The following is a 23,765-nucleotide window of genomic DNA, read 5'->3' as shown; positions in this document are numbered from 1 at the left end:
TGTCCGAGATCGGTTTCAGCGCCTGGGCAACTCGATCACCACCTTCAACCCGTCCCACTCGCTCTCCTGCAACACCAACTCCCCACCCCACGCCTCGACAATATCGCGCGCGATCCCCAGCCCCAGGCCATGCCCGTCAGTCTGCTCATCCAGCCGTGTGCCACGACTGAACACCTGATCGCGCTGCGCTTCGGGAATGCCCGGCCCATCGTCTTCAACCGCCAGCACAAACCCTTCAGCTGTCTCGACGATGCTCAGGCGCACCTCGGCATCCGCCCACTTGCAGGCGTTATCCAGCAGATTGCCGAGCAGTTCCAGCATATCCTCACGATCCCAAGGCAAGTGCAAACCGGTCGGTGCCGTGTAGACGAGATGCAGGTGGTCGCCGTGGATCATGTTCAGGGTCGCGAGCAATCCCGGCAACTCGGCAGCGCAATCGAACTGCGCACCCGGCAAGGCATCGCCGGCCAGACGCGCGCGATTCAATTCGCGATTGAGTCGCTGCTGAACCTGTTCGAGTTGCTCGCGAAGGATCTTGCGCAGTTCAGGATGGGCGTCGAGTTTTTCGCACGACGCCAGGCTTAACAGCACCGCCAGTGGCGTCTTCAGCGCATGACCGAGGTTGCCCAGGGCATTGCGCGAGCGCTTGAGGCTGTCTTCGGTGTGCGCGAGCAAATGGTTGATCTGCGCCACCAAAGGCTCCAGCTCCAGCGGCACTTGAGCGTCCAGTTGCGAGCGTTGCCCTTGTTGCAACTGAGCGATCTGCTCGCGGGCGTTTTCCAGCGGTCGCAAGGCGCGCCGCACGGTGACCCGCTGTAACACCAGAATCAACAGCAACCCCGTCAGGCCCAACCCGAGCCCGACCTGGCGCATACGCTGGAAGCTCTCACGCACCGGGGTGTAGTCCTGCGCCACGCTGATGGAGATTGACTGCCCCAATCGCCGGTAGTCCGCGCGCAGGACCAGCAATTGCTGGCCTTCCGGGCCCAGTTGCAGGTTGCTGTGCAGCCCCGGATGATCGAGCAGCGGTAATTCCTGATCCCACAACGAACGTGAGCGCCAGTGATTGTCGGCGAAGTCGATATGGAAATAATGCCCGGAGAACGGTCTCTGGTAGGCCGGCGACAGGCGTCGTTCGTCCAGTTGTAAACCCTGCGGCCCCCGCACCAAGGCCATCAGCAGGTTTTCGCTGTCATTGCGCAACCCGGCTTCCAGATAACGCTGCAAGCCCACTTCGAACAACCACAAACTGGTTTGCGCCAGCACCAGACCGACCACCACCATGACGCTGATCAGTCCCAGGCTCAAACGCCGTTGAATCGACCTCACCGGGTTTGCCCACCGAACAGATAACCCTGACCGCGCCGGGTGTCGATCACGCTGCGGCCGAGTTTGCGGCGCAGGTGATTGACGTGAACTTCCAGCACGTTCGAGTCGCGTTCGGTTTCACCGTCGTAGAGGTGTTCGGCCAGGTGGCTTTTGGAAAGGATCTGCTCCGGGTGCAGCATGAAATAGCGCAACAGGCGGAACTCGGCAGCCGTCAGCTGAATGTCGGCGCCGTCGCGAATCACGCATTGACGGCCCTCGTCCAACTGCAACCCGGCTGCCTTGAGCGTCGGTTGATTGGCCTGGCCGTGGGAGCGGCGCAGCAACGCTTGAATCCGCAGGTGCAGTTCTTCCGGGTGAAACGGCTTGCTCAGATAGTCGTCGGCGCCAGCCTTGAGCCCTTCGATGCGTTCGGCCCAGGAGTCGCGCGCGGTCAGCACCAGCACTGGCGTGGCCAGGCCCGCCGCCCGCCATTGGCCGAGCACTTCAAGCCCCGGCAACCCTGGCAGCCCGAGATCGAGAATAATCAGGTCGTAGGGTTCAGAGCGGCCCTGATACACCGCATCGCGGCCATCGGCCAACCAGTCGACGGCGTAACCCTGGCGATCGAGCCCGGCCATCAATTCGTCGGCCAGCGGTACGTGGTCTTCCACCAACAGCAGGCGCATCAGTCATCGTCCTTGTCTTTGATCAAGCGCCCGGTGGCGGCTTCCAGGTCCAGCTCACGTACCACGCCGTCGGCGGTCAGCAACTCGACTTCGTAAATGTAAACATCATGCTTTTGTTCAAGCCCGGCTTCGAGCAATTTAGCGCCGGGGTGACGGTCCATCGCCTGCTGCAACAGCTGTTCAAGCGGTAGAATCACGCCTTTCTGACGCAGGCGCAGGGCTTCGTCCTGGTCCAGGTCACGGGCCACCACCGCCGAGCAAAATGCCAGGAGCATCAGGGTCGCCAGGCCATACGCGCGCAGATTAACCTTCATTACATATCCTGAGCATGGAGTGCCTGCGTATTCTTCATAAATTACCCGGGGAGTCACCCTAGCTGCGTCAACTTAACTGAAACTGAATTGCCATCATTGATGCGCTTACATTTCATTTCCGTGTAAACACATCCGGAAAAAATCGAGACCGGTATGACCGCTATCCACATCAAGTTCCCTGCCCTGACCCTCAAGGCCGGCCCGCGGGCCTTTACGCGGATTCGCGAAAACGGCTTGAGCGCCCTGGAGGTCGGCACGCTACCCGGTGCTGCCGGTGGACCGAAAGCCCTGGGGATTCAAGGTCTGGACCTGGCGCTGTTCGGCCAGTGGCTGCCGGCCGCACCGCGCGAGCGCTCGTTGATCGGCGCCTCGGTGGGCTCCTGGCGCTTCGCCAGTGCCTGCTTGCCAGACGCTGGCGAAGGCATCAGACGTCTCGGTGAGCTGTACAACGCGCAGAGTTTTACCAAGGGCATGAGCATGGCGCAGATCAGTCAAAGCTCGCAGCGCATGCTGCATGACTTGCTCGGCGGGCACGATTCGCGACTGCTGGACAACCCGCTCTATCGGCTGAACATCATGGTTGTGAAAAGCCACGGCCTGCTCGCCGACGACCATCGCGGACGGCTCGGGCTGGGCTTGTCATCGGTGATCGCCGACAACCTGCGCGGACGCTCACGGTTGTCGCGGCACTTCGAACGGCTGATCGTGCATGACCCACGCCTGGCGCCGCCGCTCAACGCGCTGAATGACTTCCCGTCGCGTTTCGTTGCGTTGAACGCCGGCAACTTGCGTCAGGCCTTGCTCGCGTCGGGCTCGATCCCGATGGTCATGGAAGGCGTACGTGACCTGCCCGGTGCAGGCGCCGGGACTTATCGCGATGGCGGCTTGCTGGATTACCACCTCGACTTGCCGTACAGCGGTGACGACATCGTGCTTTACCCGCATTTCACCGATCGGGTGATTCCCGGCTGGTTCGACAAAACCCTGCCATGGCGACGCGGCAATTCCGGGCGTTTGCAGGATGTGCTGCTGGTGGCGCCGTCGAAGGCCTACCTGTCGCGCCTGCCCTACGGCAAATTACCCGACCGGAATGACTTCAAGCGCTTCATGGGTGATCCGGCCAGCCGCCAGAAATACTGGAAAACCGCCATGGACGAGAGCCAGCGGCTCGGCGACGAGTTCCTCGAACTGACGGCCAGCGGGCGTTTGGGTGAGCAGCTGTTGACCCTTTAGTCAGTGTTTTCCCGCAACCCCGGACCCAAGCTGTTAAACTCGCGATCTGCCCCATCGCCGCGCGCGATAGCCACCTGACAGAGCTCAAACCACTGTGGAAATCTTCAAAGAGTTTACCTTCGAATCCGCCCACCGCCTGCCTCACGTCCCGGAAGGCCACAAGTGCGGCCGCCTGCACGGTCACTCGTTCAAAGTGGCAATTCACCTGAGCGGCGACCTCGATCCGCACACTGGCTGGATCCGCGACTTCTCGGAAATCAAGGCGATCTTCAAGCCGCTCTACGAGCGCCTGGACCACAACTACCTGAACGATATTCCCGGCCTGGAAAACCCGACCAGCGAAGTCCTCGCCAAGTGGATCTGGAACGAGCTGAAGCCGTTGCTGCCGGAACTCAGCGCCATTCGCATCCACGAAACCTGCACCAGCGGTTGCATCTACCACGGCGAATAAGCCTGGGGATCAAAAAAAACCACCGAGACCGGTGGTTTTTTTATGCCTATGATTCAGGCATTCACTGACGCTATCGATCGAGAAAAGGACCCGTCCCCATGCACATCATCAACGCCCGCCTGCGCAACCATGAAGGCCTGCATGAACTGCACCTGGAAAACGGCCTGATTGCCAACATCGCCCGTCAGACCGAAGCCCCGACCCTCGGACCCGAAGACCTCGATGCCGGTGGGAATCTGGTGGTGCCGCCCTTCGTCGAGCCACACATCCACCTCGATGCGACGCTGACCGCCGGTGAACCGCGCTGGAACATGAGCGGCACGTTGTTCGAAGGCATTGAATGCTGGGGCGAGCGCAAGGCAACCATCACGGTGGAAGACACCAAGACCCGCGCCAAAAAGACCATCAGCGCCCTCGCCGCCCACGGTATCCAGCATGTACGTACCCACGTCGACGTGACCGACCCGCAGTTGACCGCGCTCAAGGCGATGCTCGAAGTGCGTGAAGAGAGTCGACACCTGATCGACCTGCAAATCGTCGCCTTCCCCCAGGAAGGCATCGAGTCGTATCGCAATGGCCGCGATTTGATGGAGGAAGCCATTCTCCTCGGTGCCGACGTGATCGGCGGGATTCCGCATTTCGAGTACACCCGCGATCAGGGCGTCAGCTCGGTGAAGTTCCTGATGGACCTGGCCGAGCGCACCGGCTGCCTGGTGGATGTGCATTGCGACGAAACCGACGACCCGCATTCGCGCTTTCTTGAAGTGCTGGCCGAAGAAGCCCGCAGCCGCGACATGGGTTCACGGGTGACCGCCAGCCACACCACGGCCATGGGCTCCTACGACAACGCCTACTGCGCCAAGCTCTTTCGCCTGCTCGGGCATTCGGGGATCAGTTTTGTTTCCTGCCCGACCGAAAGCATTCACCTGCAGGGGCGCTTCGACAATTTCCCGAAACGCCGAGGTGTCACCCGGGTCAACGAGTTGCTGGAAGCCGGGATGAATGTGTGTTTCGGCCAGGACTCGATCGTCGATCCGTGGTATCCGCTGGGCAACGGCAACATCCTGCGGGTGCTCGAAGCCGGCCTGCACATCTGCCACATGCTCGGTTACCGCAACCTGCAAACCGCGCTGGACCTGGTGACCGACAACAGCGCCAAGGCCATGGCCCTCGGTGATCGCTATGGGCTGGAGCCGGGACGTCCGGCGAACTTGCTGATCCTGTCAGCGGACAGCGATTACGAAGTGATCCGCAGCCAGGGCTTGCCGCTGTACTCGATTCGTGGCGGGAAGGTGTTGATGAAGCGGCAGATGCCGGTGGTCGAGTTTTTCGGCTGACCGGGCTGACGCCATCGCGAGCAGGCTCGCTCCCACAGGTGAACTGCGACGACCACAACAATTGTGGACGACACAGATCCCGTGTGGGAGCGAGCCGGCTCCGGGCGGCGTTCCGACGATAGCAATCTGACCGCCACCGCAGAATCAGGACATCAACCGCGCCGTCCCAAACAAACTGACCCGGCTCAGTTCACCGTCCTGCTCCTCAAGCAACACCGGCGCCGTACCGCCGGGCATAACCACCGCCACAGTCCCCGCCGTCACCCACCCCACACTCCACGCCGCGCAAGCCACCGCGCTGGCGCTGGTACCAGAAGATGCGGTCGGCCCTTCCCCACGCTCGAAGACCCGAGCAGCAATTCGACGCTCGGATTCCAGCCTCGCCCATTGCAGATTGACGCCCGCCGCACAGGGCTCGCCAGCCCCGCTCGGCGGCGCGAAAGCGATGCGCGTCAGGTCGGCCGACAATCCGGGCTCGCGCATCTGCTGATTGCTCGGCAACGCCTCGGCATCCGCCACCAGCGTCACACAATGGGGATTGCCGATCCGCACGAACTGACTGTGAGCCCAAAGCGGATTCAGCCGCGCGAGCATCGGTACATGGCTCAACTCACGTTGATTCAATGTCCGCGCCTCGACCGCCTGGGCCCCCACAGCATTCGGCCCGAACGCCGGTTTGCCGAGGTCCAGCCAGAAACCCTGCACGCCGTCGACCTGCGCAGGCGTTACCGAGGTTTCGACAGGAGACACCGCATCGCCTTTGTCATGGTGAACCTTGAGCAGGCAACGCCCCTGCGCCGGCATCAAGCCCTGCTCGGTCAGCGCCTGGGCAAAAATCGTCAGGCCGTTGCCGCTGCGCTCGGCCAACGTCCCATCGGTGTTGACGATCAACAGGTCAAACGGTGGCGCAGCCTGGAACGGGCCGACCAGCAAGCCATCCGAACGGTGCTCCTTGGCACCGGCCGGTTGGGTGTCGGGGGGCCAACTGCAAAATGCCTGGATAGCCGCAAGCGTCCAGTCGGCACGCTGTTCAGCTGCCGAAGACGCCTGACCAGGCAGTTCAATACCCCGTTGGCGCAGTGTTTCAGGCGCCACAACCGCGTAGATATTCCCGCGAGCATCGTAAAACGTCGTCATGCGATGGTCCTGAACCCGGCCGAAAAAGAACCGCTACTTTAGGCCCCGACGGGCCGGTTCGCACGCATTCAACAGCGATTATTTACAGCAACCGGCAGGCAATCAGCGACTCGCAAACTGGCTCCAGCGCAGCCTGTATCGCCTTATGAAAGTGTTGCAGCGCTGGCTCGATTATACCGACGGTCAAATGCTCCTGAGCCCCGGACGTGAAGCCTTTCTGCAGATGCTCACTGAGCTTGAAGTCTTCACCGTCCACCGTATCGATCAGCAACTCCATATTCTTGTCCCAGTACTTACGTTCGCGCTCAGTCGTTGCAGCCCGTGGTGTATAGAGTGAAACCTCGGCCACACATTGGTCGACGGCCCCTGACCTGGATGGAAAGGCCCGCCAGATCTCAAGGTGATCGCCCTGCCAGAGTAATAGCGTGTTGGGGAACAGCAGGTAGATGACGAGCGAATGCTTGAGCAAATTCCAGCGGTCCTCGGGACTGTCACGCATCTGGAGGATGGAGCGCCGCGGCATGATCAAACGGGCGTTAAGGCCAAGGGCCTGGAAGTGGCTGATAGACGGCAGAAATATCGGCAAGACCGTTGCCCGGTGCACAAACGGGAAATGCCAGTTTTCAAGAAAGGTATCAATCACGATTTTCCAGTTGATCGAGCGGTGCAGGAGGCGCGTTTCATAGTGCGCAAAACGCTGGAAATCGTACCCGGCGAGTTCATCATTCAGCGCGCCCAGTTGAGCGTCGATATTGATCGTCATTCCCGGGGTTGGATGTACCCAGATCAAGCCATTGCGTTCGACCACCGACAGCGCGACCAGATTGCGTTCGGCACGATCCAGACCATCAAAACCGCCTGAAGGTGCCAGCTGTGCAAGCGTGCCGTGCAAATCATAGGTCCAGCCGTGATAGGGACAGGACAGCGAGGATGCCAAACGACCAGTGCCCTCCAGCAGTTTCGCCCCGCGATGCCGGCAGACATTGATGAAGGCATTCAATCTGCCCTCTGCAGTTCGCACAACCAGTATGGGCACACCAGACAAATCATCAGTCAAATAATCGCCTGGGTGAACCAGCCGGCAACTCAGCCCCATCAGCAACGGCCGCGCCCGAAACAACATGCGTTGCTCACATTCCAGTTGCTGCGCACTGGTGTAGGACAACACCGGGTTCAAATACACCGAGCCCGCCATGCTGGTGCCCCGTTCGTCGATCAGGCTGAAGATCTTTCTTGAAAGTGAAACCTGCGTTTGATGATCCATCATCGACTCCCGGTACTGGAGAAACGCAGACTCTTCTTGAGTCAGCGCGATGAAGCAGGCTTTGTTCTATGCGCAAAAACCGTCGCCGTAAACTGTAAGAAGTAACAGGTACTTGTACGGTCGACCTCGCCGGACTGCACCTGATATGCAAGGATGTTGCACTTTGCGCAGCGCCATTGGCGGCAACAGCCCGCAGGGTAGGTGCTGGCGTTTTGGCCAAGGACTTTCATGACTGCCATCAACACCCGAACCCCACTCATTCCCGGGCGCCTCGAACAGATGTCGACGCGCATCGCCTTCTTTATTGCCGGGTTCGGCATCGCCGCGTGGGCGCCGCTGGTGCCATACGCCAAAGCCCGGGCCGGGCTCGATGACGGCACACTCGGCGTGTTGTTGCTGTGCCTGGGGGTCGGTTCGATTCTGGCGATGCCGATGGCCGGTATGCTGGCCTCGCGCTTCGGCTGTCGGCGGGTGCTCAGTGGCGGCACGCTGTTGATCTGCCTGGCACTGCCGCTGCTGGCCACGGTGTCGTCGATCCCGCTGCTGATTGCTGCGCTGTTCCTGTTCGGAGCCGGGTTGGGCACAGTGGATTCGACGGTAAACCTGCAAGCGGTGATCGTCGAGCGCGCCAGCGGCAAGACCATGATGTCGGGCTTTCACGGCTTGTTCAGCCTCGGCGGGATTGTCGGCGCGGCCGGTGTCAGCGCCCTGCTCGGCCTGGGTATTTCGCCGTTGGGCGCGACCTTGGTGGTGATCGTGTTTCTGCTGGTGTCGTTGCTCAAGGCTGCGCCCCATCTGTTGCCCTACGGCAGCGAAAGCTCGGGGCCGGCGTTCGCCATTCCCCACGGCGTGGTGCTGTTTATCGGCAGCCTGTGCTTTATCGTGTTCCTGGCCGAAGGCGCGGTGCTGGACTGGAGCGCGGTGTTCCTGACCTCAGAGCGTGATCTCGACACCGCGTATGCCGGACTGGGCTATGCCGCGTTTGCCTTGACCATGACGGTCGGGCGGCTGACAGGCGATGCCATCGTGCATAAGCTGGGGGCCACGCGCGTGATCGTGTTTGGCGGTTTGACCGCGGCTGCCGGTTTGCTGCTGGCAACCTTGGCACCGGCCTGGGAAGCCGCGCTGATCGGTTACGCGCTGGTTGGGGTCGGGTGTTCGAACATCGTGCCGGTGCTGTACACCGCTGTCGGCAAACAGAACGTCATGCCGGAAAACATCGCCGTGCCCGCCATCACGACGTTGGGGTATGCGGGAATCCTGGCGGGGCCTGCCGTGATCGGCTTTATCGCCCACGGCAGCAGCTTGAGTTTTGCCTTCGGATTGATCTCGGTGTTGCTGCTGGCAGTGGCGGTCGGTGGCAAGGCGTTGAAGGTCTGAGTCGCCGAAGCAAAAGACCGCAACCATCACCCGCCGCAATGCGCTGGCGGGTGACGCGGGGCCAAACAGCGGGCGTTTAAAAACGCAACGTGGCACCGGTGGCAAGCCACCGTTCGCGGTCGTTGTTCAGGTGGCGTCCGATCACTAGGTCGATATCAACCTTTTTGCCCAGATGCAGACGAGGTCCGGCCTGCCAGCCCTGATCTGCACCCTGCTGGCCGAAGCGTTCGGCAATCAGCGTCAGGGATTCGGCCAGCGCGTACTCAACGCCTGTGCCCCAGGTCCAGCTGCGGCGTTGCTTGCCGTCGTCATATTCGTGGGTCCAGCCGGTGCTGACGTTCAGGCGCAACGACTCGACCGGCTGATACGTCATGGGCAGGGTCAGGTCGGCGCCATCGAAGGAGTGGCGGCGGTTGAGGGCAAAATTTGCGCCTGCGGCAAGGGCCACTTCCAGCCCCAGCTCGTCATCACTGAACACCTGCGCCTTGATCTTCGGGCTGACCTGGGTCTCCCGGTCGCCATCGTCGTGGCCGTGGGACACCGCCGCGCCGAACTGCACCGAGGGCAGCGCCTTGAACGTGCAGTCCTGGGACAGCTCCGTTTCATGGTTCGACTGTTGGTGGCGCTGGCTTTTGTACCAGACATCGACGTTGCATTCGCCGGGGGCGTTGATCGAACCGTCATCGACCACATAGGGGCCGCCGGCGGCGTGGGCCTTGGAAGCGAGAGTCAGCAGAAGGGAGACGCCAACGGCCACACCGACAAACAGAAGGTTTTGCCGCATGACCCCGCGTTTGTGGGGAGACAGATCTTGAAGAAAAGCAGTGAATGAAACGGCCTCAACGGCCTGCGCGGCGGTTTTCGAGTGGGCGGTGCGGCAAAGTGTGTAGTTCGGCATGATCGACCTTGAATACTTGTTCACGAAAACGCTCCTCATGAATATAACGAGGAGGGTTTGCAACGGTTAAAGTTAATGCCTTCGACAATAAGGCAGCGTTCAGGTGTTGAGAGTTACAACTAGGTTCTTCGGTCATCTTCGACGCTCCTGATCTTTCATTAACGGCCATGACGAGGCACGACCGCCCAACTTGGCCGAACGAAATTCATTTCATTTTGTGACAATTTTATTTCATCCGAAAACGTCCACCACCGGCACCATGCCTGCCTTGAAACCTATACAGGCCGACACCAAGAGTGCTTACCATCAAAAACAAGTTACACACACTGATACACATTACGAAACATCAGCACACTTGTTTCTGATAGTCGCGCGCACAAACAAACATCATTCAAGTGCTTGATCAGCGAGATCTTCTCAACTAAAGAATCATTCTTCGGATGCGCCGGAGTATATCCACCGAGTTATTGACTTGTCCGCCCCCAACAGAGCACGCGCACTATTTTCTGAATAATGTTCAGGTAGCCGACAGAAATAATAAGTGAACTTGTTAGTTACCGCAGTCAAAAACAAAGCCCCCCTCCTGTTGCCAGGAGAGGGGCTTTATTGTTTGCGCAAGGCCCCCGGCTTAGAGGGTTTTCTCGTCGATACCGGCTTGCACCACCTGGGTCTCGTAATGACCACCGGCACTCAGTGGGCCAAGGTTGAACTTGCGATCCCTGGCCGTGGCGGCGTCAGGGGTTTGGGTGAGTTCGTCCTTGGCGCCAGTCGCTAGGTTGACCGCTGACTTGGACAGGTTGAGGCCAACATCGGCCCGGTAGTCACTGCCGCTGAGGCTGGTACCGGTGACCCTGGAACCTCCCAGATCCACCGAACCTTCCTTGGCAGAAATCCGTGCACCGGTCAGTTGTGTTTCCCCACCGACCCGAAGGTCGACGCCTTGGCTGCCGCTGATGCCGGACGCCTGGGTAACGCTGTTTTTGCTGGTGTGGCTGACGTCCAGGTACAGCGTCGGGGTGTATGAGGTTTCACCGCTCTTGTCGCCGAACAGCGCGCTTTGGGTCGCGTCGGCGACCTTGCTGCCGGCGGAGTCTTTCTCGTTGAGCGAGTAACTGCCGCTGCGGGTCAGTGAGTCCTTGGCCGAGGCCAGCCCCTCGACACTTTTGTCGACGGCGGTTTCCAGCTTGTCGCGATGGCTGTCGAAAGCCTCCTGGGCCTTGCCCTCAACCTTGTCCTTGAGCGGGCCGGTGGTCTTGGCCAGTTTGCCGACGGCGCCTGGCTGGTTCTTCTCCGCGTTCAAACGCAGGTCGATACCAACCTTGCCCCCACTCTCATGGTCTTGACGGCTTTCGACCGTGAGATCACCGCCAACCTGGCCGCTGACTTGTTGGGCGTCGATGCGGGCACCGGCCAACCGGGTGTCGCCAGCGCTGTTCAGCACCACGCTGTCAGCCTGGATGTGGCTGTTTTTCTGGGTGGTGCCGGTGCGGTTGTCGACGTCGATTTTCACCCGCGCGTCGAAGCCGTGGCCGCTCTTGGCCACGTCCTGATCATTAGTCGCTGACGGTGTGGACTTGCTCGCATTACCGCCAGCGCCGAGGGTCAGCCCCCAGTTGTTGATGGCCTGAGTCGATTGCGCCGACTCCTGATAAATTCCGCCCTGCTGAGCATCGAGGGTCACGCTTGGCGCACTGACCTGAGTGCCCTGCAAGTGGATAGCGTCAGCAGCGCTGGCGCCGCTGCTCAGCAGGACCGGACCCTGACTGTTCAGGCTGCCGCCCTTCAGGCTCTGGCTGTTTTCACCCACCCGGCCGATGTTGAAATTGGCACTCAGGTTGCCATTCAAGCCGCTGCTTTTCTCGGTACTGCTTTTACCGCCACCGACATTGAGGCCACCGCCCAGGTTGCTGCCATTGGCGCTGTGAGTGTCCGTCGCGGCTTGCAGATCGAGCTTGCCGCCGGCATTCAGCGAGATGTCAGCCGCCTTGTTCACCACCGTGCCGATGGTCGTGCCTTGCAGCACTTGATCGCCAGCGCTGCTCAGTTGCACCGGACCTTTGCCCTGAATACTCGCAACCCGGGCCTGGCTGTCGTCGGTCTGGTTGGCCTTGTGATCAAGTTGGAAACCAGCGCCAAGGTTGACGTTGCTGCCTTCGGCGCCAGGGTTGGTGCCGACCGTCAGCGAGCCATCGCCGCGCAGGCTGGAAGTGCTGCTGCTCTGATGGTCGTTGGCCTGATTCAGCGCCAGATCGCCACCGCTCTTGATCGCCACACCGCCCTGCCCGCCGTTGAACTGACTGCCTTCGTACTGGCCGTCACCGCGCAGATCGATCTTCACACCCTGATTGCCGGCATAGCTGCCAACCACCGCTTTGGAGCTGGTCTCGGAAGTCTGGCGGCTACCGCCCGCCCCGCTACCGCGCACGTTCACGTCTTCGCCGGTGGTGGTATAGACGCGAACGCCCACCTTGGCATCCACCGCTTGCTCGCTGCTGCTGTGAGTGTTGGCGGCCGCCGTCGCGACCTGACTGTCAGCCTTGATCGTCAACGCGCCGTCGGTTGCACGGTACTGGGTGCCCTGATCCTTCACTTCACCGGCCACCTGAACATCAACCGCCCCGCCCTTGAACTGACTGACCACAGCGGTGCTGTTTTGCTCGCTCCGGCTGTTGTTCGAATGACCGACCTCGACGTCGATGCCGACATTCGGCTGCGTGAGGTTATCCAGCAAGCCCGGTTGCTGAACCTTGCTCTGGGCCACACCTTCAATGGCTTTGGCGATGGGGCGGGCAATGCCTTTGTACTCGACGTTGGCACCGACATCGGCCGACCAGTTGCTCTCCTTGTGGGAACTGCTGTCGGTGTTATTGGCGGCCTGGTTGTCGACTCGCCCAGCCGTGACCTGAAGCGTCGAACCGGCGTTGACCTGCGCGCCCTGGGTGGTCAGCGTGCCGTTGCCGGCGTTGATCTGCAGCTTGCCGCTGCTCTCGACACCCGTGGTGCGAGCCGTGGCTTTGGCGGTGCTGTCCTGACTGTTGCTGTGAGCAAAATCGACACCACTGCCAGCGCGATCCAGACCACCGGTGTAGTAGAAACCGCCAGCGTTGCGGGTGGTGTCCGTGGTGCTGGAGGTGCTGTCGTGTTCGGCCAACAGCGCAACGTTCTGCCCACTGAGGCGGACATCCCCGGCAGAGGCTTTGACGTTGGCACCTTTGAGCGTCAGGTCGCCGCCCGCCGCCAGTTCGACATTGGCGCCGGTCAGGCTTGCGCCTTGCTGACGGGTTTCATTGGCAGTGGTGGTTTGCTGTTTGTCTTCGTAGTGAATTCCGGCGCGGTACTGACCGGCACCTGGCGCATTCTCTTTGGCATAGGCGTCGAAACCACGGCTCTGGCTCGAGGCGCTGCTGTCGGAAGTATTCTGAGCCGAGCTGACCGTCAGCTTGCCCACCGCGTCCGCGCTGAGCGAGCCACCGGCCGAGACCGTGGCGCCGACCACGTCGATGTCCTTGGCGCTCTTGAGCACAAGGTTACTGTCGGAACTCAGCTGGCTGCTGATAGTAGTGCTGCCCTTGAGGTTCTGTCGGCTTTCATCCTTGGCGATGCCAAAGAACTTACTGTCCCTGTCATGGCTGTTGCTGTGGGAAGTGTTCTGCACGCCGTCGATGGTCAACGAGCCTTTGTCGCTGATAACACTGGCCTCGGACCTGCCACGCACCTGGCTGCCGCTGATGCGCACGTCGTCAGCCTTGACGATCAATTTGCCGTCGGCGTTGATCTTGCTGCCCTGATTAAGGGTCTTGCCCTGATCGGCATCGCCGGTCTTGCCGAAGAATCCGCCACCGACCAGATCGCCCGAATAACCGTTCTTGCTGCTGCTCTGCGTACGGCTGGCGCTGCCGATCTCGACCTGTTTGCCGGCGAGGTGAATGTCGCCCTTGCTGGTCAGTTCCGCGCCTTGCGAAGACAGCAACTCGCCGCTGCTGATCGCAATGTTCTTGCCGGCCTTCAACTGGCTGGTGACGCTGCGTTGCTCCTCGCTGCTGTTGTTCCAGTCGGCTTTCCACAGGTGCTTGCGGTGCTGGCCCTGATCGGTCTGGGTGCGGGTTTCAGTCGCTGCCATCAGGCGCAGATCAGCACCGCTGTCGACCTTCAGGGTTTCGCCGGCCTCGACCTTGGCGGCCTTGAGTTCGGTGCTGGCGCCGGCCTTGAGTTCGGCAGTGTGAGTCGCCACGACCTGGCTGCCGTGCTGGCGCGAGTCGCTGTCGGTCTGGGTCCGGTCGTAGGTTTCCCAGGTGATGCCGATGGTGTTGTTGTTCCAGTTCTCGCGTTTTTCCTGAAGCTTGCGCGCTTCGACGCTGCTCAGCGTGAGGTTGCGCCCGGCGTCGAGCTTGACGTTGCGACCGCTGACATCCGCCGCCGCCAACGTCAGGTCCTTGTCACCGTGCAACGCAACATCCCCCTGGCTGCTGCGTACCGCGCTGCGGGTGATGTCGAGGCTGTTGGGGAGTGCCTGGCCGCTGATCTGCAAGTCACCTGCGGATTGAATCTTCACGCCGTCACGGCCTTCAACCTGGACCGGGCCGACCCGCACGCCAGCGCCTTCGGCGGTGCTGACAATGTTGATGCGTCCAGCCTGCATGGCACCGAACAGGCTGGCATCGATGCGTGAATCCTGAGTGGTGCCGGTCGGGTCGACGCTGCGCACCTGTCCACTGGGGTAATCCAGCAGATTGCGGCCGACAGTCAGGTTCAACTGGTCGCGCGCATCGATGCGGCCCTGGCTGTCGATGCGCGGGGCGATCAGGTTGATGCTGCCTTCGCGGTTCGTCAGACCCTGGCCCTGGATCTGCAAATGACCGGTGCCGTCACGGGTGTTGAGCCCCTGCAATTTACCGTCGTTCAGCTCGGGACGACCGACCACCAGGTTGGCATTCGGGGTGTTGATGAAGCTGCCGCCATTGACCGAGATACCGTTTGGGTTGGCCAGCACGTAGTCGGCCGAGCGCCCGAAAATCTCCTGCGCGCCGTTAAGGGCCGAGGCGTTACGGCTGATCACTTCGTTGAGGATCACGCTCGCCGCCTGGCCCTGGAACTGCGGGTTGGCGGCCAATTGCCCAGCGAGTTGCGACTGCCCGGCTTGCAGGGCGTTGTTCAACACCAGCCCCTGACGGTCGACGTTGTAATCGAGAAACTGGTTATGCGACAGACCGGCGCCATTGGGCGCAACGATATTGACGATCGGTACACCGGCCTGATTTTGCAGTTGCGGGGTGCCGCCCGGACCGGGTGCGACCGTCACGCCACCGGCAAACGCCTGAGGTAATTGGGCAACGAGGAACAGGCTGGCAATCGCCCAACGCAGTTTGCCTCGAGGGGAAAGGTGAAACGCGAACTTTTCTATCGGCATGAGAACCTCTCAATAAATGGGCTGAATCCAGTTGCGCGTTGGGGAGTACGCCGCTGCTGTCGCGCTCAGATACCGCGGCTGTTTCAGGCTGTCAGGGGTAGTGGTTTTCATATCTGCAGGCCCAGGCGCATCAGCCAGGTTTCGGGTTCATTCCCAAAGCCTTTGGGTGTGTTGAGGCTGCGTTGGTAATCGATGTCGACTTGCAGGTTTTTCCAGCTCAGGTTGAGCCCGGCACTGGCACCGCTCAGCCGTTGGCCTGGAGCGCCGTGATCGGTCTTGAGCCAACCGTTGTCCAGGCCCACGCGCGGGGTGATGTGCACCGGCAAGCCGCTGTTCAGTGGCAAGCGCAAGGTGTTGCGCCAGATCGTTCCGATGGCGCCGGATGCATTGTTTTCGCGATAGCCGCGGACGGCGGAATCGTCGGTAACCAGCAGTTGTTCGATGGCCGGCAGCGGGTCGGGGCTGTATTGCAGCGAGAGCTGGCTCTGCCACTGCCAGGCTTGCCCGGCGAACTGGCCATTGCGCCACTGACTGAGGTTGGCGCGGTACTTGCGGAACTGCGCCTTGGGCAGGTTGCTGTTCTGGCGCTGGGCATCGTCGTCGGCGCCCCACCCACTTAGCCCCTGGGCATAGTTGATGTCGAGGTTCCACACCGCGCTGTTGAGCCAGAACAGGTTCAACCCGGCTTCGGCCACAGTCAGCGTCGGGCTTTGAATATCCAGACGAGTGTTTACGAAATAGCTGTCGACATCCTTGTGCGCCAGTTGCAGGTTGGCGCTGAGCTGATGGCCTTGATCACGCCAMAGCACACGGTCGGCGCGCAGGCTGAGCTGGTTGGTCAGCCCGGTGCCGTAGAGGGTGCCTTGGGGAAGTTTGAATGGCGCTCGGTATTCGGCACGGCTGGCGAACAGGCTGTACGTCCAGTAACCGTAAGGAATGGCGTAATACAGGCTGACGTTACGGCTATAACGCGGGCCATGGTTGAGGGTGTCGCTGAGATTGATGCTGAGCAGATCATTGAGCTGCAACGGGCTGTCCAGACTCAGGCTCAAAGTGTCGCGATCGCGTCCGGTGCTGGCGCTGCCGAGGTTGTCCAGGCCCAACCCCAAGGCCCAGCGCGAGGCGGCGCTGCTGCGAGAACGCAAGATGATCCGCGAGGCGCCGGGCTGACTGCCGGGGGCGATGTCGGCCGTCAGATCGAGTGAGCGCAAGCGGTTCAACTGATCCAGGCCCTGCTCCAGATCGCGCAGGTTCAGCGGCTTGCCGAGCATGCCGGGAAAGGCCCCGCCCAGTGCGACCGGCAAGCTCTGATCCGGCAGTTCGATGGACTCGACGTAACCTTCATCGACCCGGATATCCAGCGACTGGCCGGCCGCCGGGGCGCTGACCAGATACGGTCGACTGGCGATGTAACCGGCATCCACATACAAGCGGGTGATGGTCGCCAACAGATGATTGATCTGGCCGACCCCCATGCACGAAGCGATCTGCGGCTTGAGTTGCTCATTCAGTTCACGGCTGCTCAACAGCGTGACGCCACCAATGCGTGTCCCGCTCAAGGGCCAGCATCGCTCATCGGCAGTGACCTGCGCGGGCAACGCGGGAGTGCCTGGCGCCGGTCCAAAGCTGCCGCGTTGCAATTGGCGGCGCCGCTGTTCCAGTTGCAATTGTTGCAGGTCGCGTTGTTGCTGCTGTTGCTGACGCAGCCCTTCCTGGTCGAGCGCCGAGGGTTCTGCAGCCTGGAGCGCAGCGATGCCCAGGCTCAGCAGCGCGGCCAACAAACGTGGAAAGAATGGGGTGGAAAAACGCGGAACAACGGAAAGCGAAAACGGCACTCAACATCCTTGCATTCGATTAACTGGCCTAATGCCACGCTATCAATTGGCGTGATAGTCAAACCCTGACTACACAAATGCAAGACGCTGCCTACGTCGTATTTAATAATTAAACATCACTACAGTTTTCATCGATCAGGCCGTACGGCTCGCACGCACGCTCACAGCACCACCTATCAAAAGCGTCCGCCCTGGATGACCGGCAACCGACGAGCGGCTGGAAAAATCATTTGTCAGAAAATATTACCTACGTCATATTACAGCCGTAATAACGACTGCTACCCCATAGGGGATTGCCATGACCAGCCTGAACACTGTTGATCCTTCCCTTGCCGTGCAACCTGCGCGCCCTCCTTTGCTCAAGCGCTTGCTGCTCGCCGTTGCGGGCCTCATTGCTCTGGCGTTGATCGCCCTCTACGGTTCGCACTGGTGGACCAGCGGCCGATTCATCGAAGAAACCGACGATGCCTACATTGGTGGCGATGTGACGGTGATCGGGCCGAAAGTCGCCGGTTATATCGAAGAAGTGCTGGTGACCGACAACCAGCGCGTCAAGGCTGGCGACCTGCTGATACGCCTCGATTCGCGCGACTATCGCGCCAGCCTGGCCAAGGCCGAAGGTGCCGTTGCCGCGCAAGAAGCGCTGCTGGCCAACCTCGATGCCACGGAGCAATTGCAGCATGCGGTGATCGGTCAGGCGCGTGCCGGGATCGATGCCGCGGGTGCGGAAACCGCCCGCTCGCGGGATGACAATGCGCGCTACAAGAAACTGGTCGGCAGTAATGCGGTGTCGGTGGAAAGTGCACAACGCGCCGATGCCACCTTCAAGACGGCCCAAGCGCAGAGTGCCCGGGCACAGGCCGAACTGCTCGCAACGCAACGGCAACTGGACGTGATCGCTACCCGCAAGCAACAAGCCAAAGCCGCGTTAATGCAGGCGCGTGCCGAACGAGATCTGGCGCAATTGAACCTCGGCTACACCGAACTGCGCGCACCGGTCGACGGTGTCATCGGCAACCGTCGGGCGCGGGTTGGCGCCTATGCCCAGGCCGGCTCGCAACTGCTCTCGGTGGTGCCGGCCAGCGGTCTGTGGGTCGATGCCAACTTCAAGGAAGATCAGTTGGCGCACATGGTGCCGGGGCAGCGCGTGAGCATTCATGCCGACGTGCTCTCGGGGCGTGAGTTCCATGGTCATCTGGACAGCCTGGCGCCAGCCACTGGCGCGCAGTTCAGCGTGCTGCCACCAGAAAACGCCACCGGCAACTTCACCAAAATCGTCCAGCGGGTGCCAGTGCGGATACTCCTTGATCCCGCCGATGGCGTGCTCGGCCAGTTGCGTCCGGGGCTGTCGGTGACCGCCTCGGTTGATACCAAAACCGCGCCCAAGGAAACCACCGTTGCCATCGTCCGGGCCAGCGCACCATGAGCCGCGCCCTCACCGCCCAGGCTCAACCGTTCAATGCTGCGACCATGGCGACGGCGACCAAGGTCTTTGCCTTCGCTACGATGTGCATCGGCATGTTCATCGCGCTGCTGGATATCCAGATTGTTTCGGCTTCGCTGCGTGACATCGGCGGCGGGCTCTCGGCCGGCACCGACGAAACCGCCTGGGTGCAAACCAGTTATTTGATCGCTGAAATTATCGTGATTCCGCTGTCGGGGTGGTTGTCGCGGGTGTTTTCCACCCGTTGGCAGTTCTGCGCTTCGGCGGTCGGTTTCACTCTGGCCAGCCTGCTCTGCGGCGCGGCCTGGAACATCCAGAGCATGATCGCCTTCCGGGCCCTGCAAGGGTTTCTCGGCGGCTCGATGATTCCGTTGGTGTTCACCACCGCGTTCTTTTTCTTCAGCGGCAAACAACGGGTCATCGCCGCCGCGACCATTGGCGCGGTGGCCTCATTGGCACCGACGCTGGGGCCGGTGATTGGCGGCTGGATCACCGACGTGTCGTCCTGGCACTGGCTGTTCTACATCAACCTGGTGCCGGGGATTTTCGTCGCCGTGGCGGTGCCGCTGCTGGTGAAAATCGACCAGCCGGAACTGTCCCTGCTCAAGGGTGCGGATTACCTGAGCATGGTGTTCATGGCGCTGTTTCTCGGCTGCCTGGAATACACCCTGGAGGAAGGTCCGCGCTGGAACTGGTTCAGCGACCAGACGATTCTGACCACCGCGTGGATCTCCGGGCTGGCGGGCCTGGCGTTTATCGGCCGGAGCTTGCACGTGGCCAACCCGATCGTTGATCTGCGGGCGCTGAAAGACCGCAACTTTGCCCTCGGCTGCTTCTTTTCATTCGTCACCGGGATCGGTCTGTTCGCGACCATTTACCTGACGCCGCTGTTTCTCGGTCGGGTACGCGGTTATGGAGCACTAGACATTGGTCTGGCGGTGTTTTCCACCGGGGTGTTCCAGATCATGGCGATTCCGCTGTATGCCTTTCTGGCCAACCGCGTCGACCTGCGCTGGATCATGATGACCGGCCTTGGGCTGTTTGCGTTATCGATGTGGGACTTCAGCCCGATTACCCATGACTGGGGCGCCAGGGAATTGATACTGCCGCAAGCCTTGCGCGGGATTGCCCAGCAATTGGCGGTGCCACCGGCAGTGACGCTGACCTTGGGCGGGTTGGCCCCGGCGCGGTTGAAGCACGCGTCGGGTTTGTTCAATCTGATGCGCAATCTGGGCGGTGCGATCGGCATCGCTGCCTGCGCAACGATCCTCAATGACCGCACCAACCTGCACTTCACGCGACTGGCCGAGCACCTGAACAGCAGCAATGAAGCCCTGAACCAGTGGCTGTCACAGGTCGGCAGCAACTTCTCCGCCCTGGGTCAGAGCGGCGACGCAGGCGTGACGGCCAGCCTGCACCAACTGTGGCTGCTGACCTACCGCGAAGCCCAGACGCAAACCTATGGCGACGCGTTCCTGACGATCATGGTCTGCTTCATGATCGCCACGCTGATGGTGCCGTTGATGCGCAAGGTGCAACCACCGGCTGCGCCGTCAGCAGACGCCCATTGATCCCGGATCAGGCCTGGGGCATTTTGCGAAAGCCCACCGCCAGGCGGTTCCAGGCGTTGATGGTGGTAATCGCCACGCTGAGGTCGACCATTTCCCTGGCGTCGAACTCGGCGCTCAACAGGGCGTAGTCCTCGTCCGGGGCGTGAGTTTCACTGATGCGAGTCAGGGCTTCGGTCCAGGCCAGCGCCGCACGTTCACGCGGGGTGAAGAACGGTGTTTCACGCCAGACCGACACCGCATACAGACGGCGCTCGGTCTCGCCAGCTTTGCGCGCATCGGCGGTGTGCATGTCGACGCAAAAGGCACAGCCATTGATTTGCGAGGCACGCAGCTTGACCAGTTCGATCAGCGACTTTTCCAGCGGCAGTTTTGTCACCGCGCTTTCCAGCGCGATCATGGCTTTGAGGGCATCCGGCGAGGCGGTGTAGAAATCGACACGAGATTGCATGGTCAGCTCCGTAGCTAGTGGGGATGCGCCATACGGTAGCGCTGCCGGCGATTGGCACAAATAGCCAATTGTTCAGAAATAGGGGTAGCCAATGACTGACCCGCCCGTCTTTTAATCGAACACTGAATCACCTCGATCCGCCGGAGTAACAGCAACCGTCGCAACCGTAGCAGCTGCCGAGCCCGCGAGGCTGCGTTCGGCTGCGAAGCAGTCGTAAATTCAGGCAACACGTTCTTGCAGGCAAACCGTGTACACAGGATTGGCGAGGACTGCGTCCTCGAACGCAGCCTCGCGGGCTCGGCAGCTGCTACGGAGCGTGTGTAGCGGCGTAACTGGTTGATAGACCCGAACAACACAAAACCCGCCACCTTTTCACGAGGTTGGCGGTTTTTTGATTGCTCCCACGAGAGAACATTGTGAAGGCTTCGTTACGGGCTAAGCCCGGCTACGCAACCACTGCAGAAAGCCCTTCTTCTCCACCACTTTCGGCACTTCCTGAGTCAGGGTTTGTGCGGTGTGCAAGCGGAAATCCAGCAGCGTCTGCATCGCTTCGTTGATGTCGTGGCGGGCGTCGAGACAGGGTTTGAGGTATTCCTTTTCGATCCGGTACAAGGTGCAGAAGGTCTTGGCGGTAAAGTCTGCCGGTACCGATTTATCCGAGAGAATCCCGGCTTCGCCGATCACCTCGCCTGGCCCCATGCGCCCGGCTTCGAACTTGTTGCCGCCACGGCTCAAGGCCACCGACACCACTCCGGATTCGATGATGAACAGGTGATCGCTGACCTCGCCCGCCGGCAGGATCATTTCCCCGGGACGGAAGGTAATAAGCGTCATGTTCTGGCTGAAGGTGTCTTTCTCTTCCGAACGCAAGGTCGAGAAAATACTCGAGCTTTCGAGCAACGCCCGTGGCCGCGAAAGGTCCGGCGGTGCTGTGGTTTCTGCGGTCGACAACAGGCTCACGCCCGACGCACGCAAATGCCGGAAGGCCAGGTCGTACAGCAGATTGCGCACTTCACGTTTTTGCCCCATGGACGATACAAATCCGATGATCTCGTACTCCACGCCACTGGCGCTGGAGCTTTTCAAGGAAACGCTCGGTGCCGGTTTGCCGAGCAACGGCCGGCAACCCTGCATCGCCCGCTCCAGCGCTTCGATCACCGTGTGCGGGCGTGCATGGGGGCTCAGTTGCAGGCTGATGGTAATGCCGAAGATGTCGCTGGGCCGGCTGAAGTTGATGATCTTGGCCTTGGCTGCCAACGAGTTGGGGATCACCGCCATGCTGCCCTGTGAGGTTTGTAGCCGCGTGGCCCGCCAATCGATATCGGTGACCCGGCCTTCGGTGCCGTCGATGGAGATCCAGTCATCCAGTTGATAGGGTTTGGTGGTGTTGAGCACGATGCCGGAAAACACGTCGCTGAGGGTACTCTGCAATGCCAGGCCGACGATGATCGCCAGGGCACCGGAAGTCGCCAGCACGCCTTTGACCGGCAAATCGAGCACATACGCCAGGGCGGCAATGATCGCGATCAGGAAAATCACCGCACCGAGCAAATCCTGCAACAGCCGGCCGGTATGCCCGACCCGTTGCATCATCACCGTGCCGAGCAACACCGTCAGGGTTCGCGCGCCGAACAGCCACCAACCGATCTGCAATCCGGTCGCAGCCAGGTGCAATGGCACGTTCTCCGGCCAGGGCGCCACGTCCATCGGGTTCATGCCTTCGTTGAACAGCACGGCACTGAACAACGCAAAAATCACCACCCGCACGACCAACTGCCAGTGACTGACGCTGATCAACCGCCACAGCAGGATGTCGAGCAAAATCAGCGCCAAGGCGCAAAACAGCGGGTGATCGGTGAGAAGTGACAACATCAAGCAACTCCAGCAAGACCAATGGCGTGAAGATCGCACAGATTGGGCACAGTGTAGGAGTGTTTGATTGCAAGGTGAACGCAACTCGCACAATACCAATGTGGGAGCGAGCCTGCTCGCGATGACGGTGGAACAGACACCGATGCAGTGACTGTCAGACCGCTATCGCGAGCAGACGAACGTCGCCCGGCTCTTCCCACAGTTGGTGAGTGGCGTATGCAGAATCCGTGTACGCCACCCACCATCGCTTGAGCGCACGGCCCCTGGATTCGTGATTTTCAGTAAAAAGTGCTTTGCCGATTCAGCGGTTTTTCTCAAGGATGCAGACCGGGATACTCGCGGCCATTCCCGTCACAACCCCTGGAGTCACACATGTCTGTTCCCGCCTTCGGCCTCGGTACGTTTCGCCTGCAAGGCCAGGTGGCCATCGATTCGGTGAGCACCGGCCTTGAACTCGGTTACCGGGTGATCGATACCGCGCAGATCTACGACAACGAAGCCGACGTCGGCCAAGCCATCGCCGCCAGCGGCATTGCCCGCGAAGAGTTGTTCATCACCAGCAAGATCTGGATCGCCAATTTCGCCAAGGACCAACTGATCAGCAGCTTGAAAGACAGCCTGCGCAAACTGAAAACCGATTACCTGGACCTGACGCTGATTCACTGGCCGTCCCCGGAAAACCAGGTGCCGGTGCATGAATTCATGGGCGCCCTGCTGGAAGCCAAGGCGCTGGGCCTGACCCGGCAGATCGGTGTGTCGAACTTCACCGTCGACCTCATGCAACAAGCCATCGACGCGGTCGGCGCAGACAACATCGCGACCAATCAGATCGAGCTGCACCCTTACCTGCAAAACCGCACAGTGGTCGAGTTCGCCCAGAGCCAGGGTATTCAAATCACCTCCTACATGACTTTGGCCTACGGCGAAGTCCTGAAGGACCCGGTCATCCAGCAGATCGCCGAGCGGCATCAGGCAACCCCGGCGCAAGTCACGCTGGCCTGGGCCATGCAGCAGGGTTACGCGGTGATTCCGTCTTCGACCCAACGGGCCAACCTCGACAGCAACCTGGCGGCCCGCGACCTGACGTTGAGCGATGCCGATATGGCGCTGATCGCCGGGCTTGAACGTGGCCAGCGCCTGACCAGCCCGAAAGGTATCGCTCCCGACTGGGATTGAGCAG

Annotated in this window: 18 protein-coding genes; 7 read left to right on the top strand and 11 right to left on the bottom strand. The window is 60.9% G+C overall.

The genetic code is table 11. The features are described 5' to 3' along the window. Positions 1-15 precede the first annotated feature (15 nt). The 3 genes from AC1DHT_RS19335 to AC1DHT_RS19325 are packed head-to-tail and all read right to left on the bottom strand — an operon-like array spanning position 16 to position 2,308. The gene (locus AC1DHT_RS19335; RefSeq protein WP_427539749.1) at positions 16-1,329 is read right to left on the bottom strand and encodes an ATP-binding protein; all 1,314 of its coding nucleotides are present in this window, start codon (positions 1,327-1,329) and stop codon (positions 16-18) included. Then, a complete protein-coding gene (locus tag AC1DHT_RS19330) occupies positions 1,326-1,994 on the bottom strand; it encodes a response regulator transcription factor (protein WP_427539746.1) in 669 nt (222 codons plus the stop codon). Before AC1DHT_RS19330 ends, AC1DHT_RS19335 begins: the two co-directional genes overlap by 4 nt. Then, positions 1,994-2,308: a PepSY domain-containing protein gene (locus AC1DHT_RS19325; RefSeq protein ID WP_427539743.1), complete on the bottom strand. Its 315-nt coding sequence runs from the start codon at positions 2,306-2,308 to the stop codon at positions 1,994-1,996. Before AC1DHT_RS19325 ends, AC1DHT_RS19330 begins: the two co-directional genes overlap by 1 nt. Positions 2,309-2,461: 153 nt before the next feature. Here AC1DHT_RS19325 and AC1DHT_RS19320 point away from each other — a divergent pair, with 153 nt between their 5' ends. The 3 genes from AC1DHT_RS19320 to codA all read left to right on the top strand — a co-directional run bounded on the left by AC1DHT_RS19320 (position 2,462) and on the right by codA (position 5,329). After that, entirely contained in the window at positions 2,462-3,541 is a 1,080-nt protein-coding gene (locus tag AC1DHT_RS19320) for a patatin-like phospholipase family protein (RefSeq protein ID WP_427539740.1), read from the top strand. Positions 3,542-3,635: 94 nt separating this feature from the next. After that, positions 3,636-3,992, top strand: coding sequence for a 6-carboxytetrahydropterin synthase QueD (queD, locus tag AC1DHT_RS19315; RefSeq protein WP_019692825.1), 357 nt, complete (start codon positions 3,636-3,638; stop codon positions 3,990-3,992). A 98-nt stretch (positions 3,993-4,090) separates the two neighbouring features. Further along, a complete protein-coding gene (codA, locus tag AC1DHT_RS19310) occupies positions 4,091-5,329 on the top strand; it encodes a cytosine deaminase (RefSeq protein ID WP_427539737.1) in 1,239 nt (412 codons plus the stop codon). Between the two features lie 144 nt (positions 5,330-5,473). On the opposite strand, the gene AC1DHT_RS19305 is transcribed toward codA, so the two are convergent. Continuing rightward, a complete protein-coding gene (locus tag AC1DHT_RS19305) occupies positions 5,474-6,466 on the bottom strand; it encodes a diaminopimelate epimerase (protein WP_427539734.1) in 993 nt (330 codons plus the stop codon). An 82-nt stretch (positions 6,467-6,548) separates the two neighbouring features. Continuing rightward, entirely contained in the window at positions 6,549-7,634 is a 1,086-nt protein-coding gene (locus AC1DHT_RS19300; RefSeq protein ID WP_442114786.1) for an aromatic ring-hydroxylating oxygenase subunit alpha, read from the bottom strand. A 324-nt stretch (positions 7,635-7,958) separates the two neighbouring features. Between AC1DHT_RS19300 and AC1DHT_RS19295 the strand changes: the two genes are divergently transcribed. Continuing rightward, positions 7,959-9,110, top strand: coding sequence for an MFS transporter (locus tag AC1DHT_RS19295; RefSeq protein ID WP_427539728.1), 1,152 nt, complete (start codon positions 7,959-7,961; stop codon positions 9,108-9,110). 76 nt (positions 9,111-9,186) lie between these two features. On the opposite strand, the gene AC1DHT_RS19290 is transcribed toward AC1DHT_RS19295, so the two are convergent. The 4 genes from AC1DHT_RS19290 to AC1DHT_RS19275 all read right to left on the bottom strand — a co-directional run bounded on the left by AC1DHT_RS19290 (position 9,187) and on the right by AC1DHT_RS19275 (position 17,250). Beyond that, positions 9,187-9,894 (bottom strand): hypothetical protein, encoded by a 708-nt coding sequence (locus AC1DHT_RS19290; RefSeq protein WP_427539725.1) that lies wholly within the window; start codon positions 9,892-9,894, stop codon positions 9,187-9,189. Between the two features lie 55 nt (positions 9,895-9,949). After that, on the bottom strand, positions 9,950-10,144 hold the full coding sequence (locus AC1DHT_RS19285) for a hypothetical protein (RefSeq protein ID WP_427539722.1): 195 nt from the start codon (positions 10,142-10,144) through the stop codon (positions 9,950-9,952). Between the two features lie 492 nt (positions 10,145-10,636). Beyond that, entirely contained in the window at positions 10,637-15,415 is a 4,779-nt protein-coding gene (locus AC1DHT_RS19280; protein ID WP_442114784.1) for a hemagglutinin repeat-containing protein, read from the bottom strand. Positions 15,416-15,522: 107 nt separating this feature from the next. Further along, positions 15,523-17,250, bottom strand: a complete 1,728-nt coding sequence (locus tag AC1DHT_RS19275) for a ShlB/FhaC/HecB family hemolysin secretion/activation protein (protein WP_427539716.1) — start codon at positions 17,248-17,250, stop codon at positions 15,523-15,525. Positions 17,251-17,548: 298 nt separating this feature from the next. On the opposite strand from AC1DHT_RS19275, the gene AC1DHT_RS19270 reads away from it, so the two are divergent. Then, on the top strand, positions 17,549-18,676 hold the full coding sequence (locus tag AC1DHT_RS19270; protein WP_427539713.1) for an HlyD family secretion protein: 1,128 nt from the start codon (positions 17,549-17,551) through the stop codon (positions 18,674-18,676). Then, positions 18,673-20,265, top strand: a complete 1,593-nt coding sequence (locus AC1DHT_RS19265) for a DHA2 family efflux MFS transporter permease subunit (protein WP_442114783.1) — start codon at positions 18,673-18,675, stop codon at positions 20,263-20,265. The genes AC1DHT_RS19270 and AC1DHT_RS19265 overlap by 4 nt, the downstream gene beginning before the upstream one ends. 7 nt (positions 20,266-20,272) lie before the next feature. On the opposite strand, the gene AC1DHT_RS19260 is transcribed toward AC1DHT_RS19265, so the two are convergent. Both AC1DHT_RS19260 and AC1DHT_RS19255 read right to left on the bottom strand, forming a co-directional pair. Then, entirely contained in the window at positions 20,273-20,713 is a 441-nt protein-coding gene (locus AC1DHT_RS19260) for a carboxymuconolactone decarboxylase family protein (RefSeq protein ID WP_427539707.1), read from the bottom strand. 435 nt (positions 20,714-21,148) lie between these two features. After that, the gene (locus AC1DHT_RS19255; protein WP_427539704.1) at positions 21,149-22,585 is read right to left on the bottom strand and encodes a mechanosensitive ion channel domain-containing protein; all 1,437 of its coding nucleotides are present in this window, start codon (positions 22,583-22,585) and stop codon (positions 21,149-21,151) included. A 372-nt stretch (positions 22,586-22,957) separates the two neighbouring features. Here AC1DHT_RS19255 and dkgB point away from each other — a divergent pair, with 372 nt between their 5' ends. Next, entirely contained in the window at positions 22,958-23,761 is an 804-nt protein-coding gene (gene dkgB / locus AC1DHT_RS19250) for a 2,5-didehydrogluconate reductase DkgB (protein ID WP_427539701.1), read from the top strand. Positions 23,762-23,765: the final 4 nt, after the last annotated feature.

The sequence above is a fragment of the Pseudomonas sp. 05N432 genome (genome assembly GCF_056396945.1).
This window is presented reverse-complemented; position numbering and strand designations above follow the sequence as displayed.

Coding starts and splice junctions, on each gene's coding strand:
- AC1DHT_RS19320 (WP_427539740.1), top strand. CDS start 2,462: ATGACCGCTATCCACATCAAGTTCCCTGCCCTGACCCTCAAGGCCGGC.
- dkgB (WP_427539701.1), top strand. CDS start 22,958: ATGTCTGTTCCCGCCTTCGGCCTCGGTACGTTTCGCCTGCAAGGCCAG.
- codA (WP_427539737.1), top strand. CDS start 4,091: ATGCACATCATCAACGCCCGCCTGCGCAACCATGAAGGCCTGCATGAA.
- AC1DHT_RS19260 (WP_427539707.1), bottom strand. CDS start 20,713: ATGCAATCTCGTGTCGATTTCTACACCGCCTCGCCGGATGCCCTCAAA.
- AC1DHT_RS19285 (WP_427539722.1), bottom strand. CDS start 10,144: ATGACCGAAGAACCTAGTTGTAACTCTCAACACCTGAACGCTGCCTTA.
- AC1DHT_RS19255 (WP_427539704.1), bottom strand. CDS start 22,585: ATGTTGTCACTTCTCACCGATCACCCGCTGTTTTGCGCCTTGGCGCTG.
- AC1DHT_RS19325 (WP_427539743.1), bottom strand. CDS start 2,308: ATGAAGGTTAATCTGCGCGCGTATGGCCTGGCGACCCTGATGCTCCTG.
- AC1DHT_RS19295 (WP_427539728.1), top strand. CDS start 7,959: ATGACTGCCATCAACACCCGAACCCCACTCATTCCCGGGCGCCTCGAA.
- AC1DHT_RS19290 (WP_427539725.1), bottom strand. CDS start 9,894: ATGCGGCAAAACCTTCTGTTTGTCGGTGTGGCCGTTGGCGTCTCCCTT.
- AC1DHT_RS19330 (WP_427539746.1), bottom strand. CDS start 1,994: ATGCGCCTGCTGTTGGTGGAAGACCACGTACCGCTGGCCGACGAATTG.
- AC1DHT_RS19270 (WP_427539713.1), top strand. CDS start 17,549: ATGACCAGCCTGAACACTGTTGATCCTTCCCTTGCCGTGCAACCTGCG.
- AC1DHT_RS19265 (WP_442114783.1), top strand. CDS start 18,673: ATGAGCCGCGCCCTCACCGCCCAGGCTCAACCGTTCAATGCTGCGACC.
- AC1DHT_RS19280 (WP_442114784.1), bottom strand. CDS start 15,415: ATGCCGATAGAAAAGTTCGCGTTTCACCTTTCCCCTCGAGGCAAACTG.
- AC1DHT_RS19305 (WP_427539734.1), bottom strand. CDS start 6,466: ATGACGACGTTTTACGATGCTCGCGGGAATATCTACGCGGTTGTGGCG.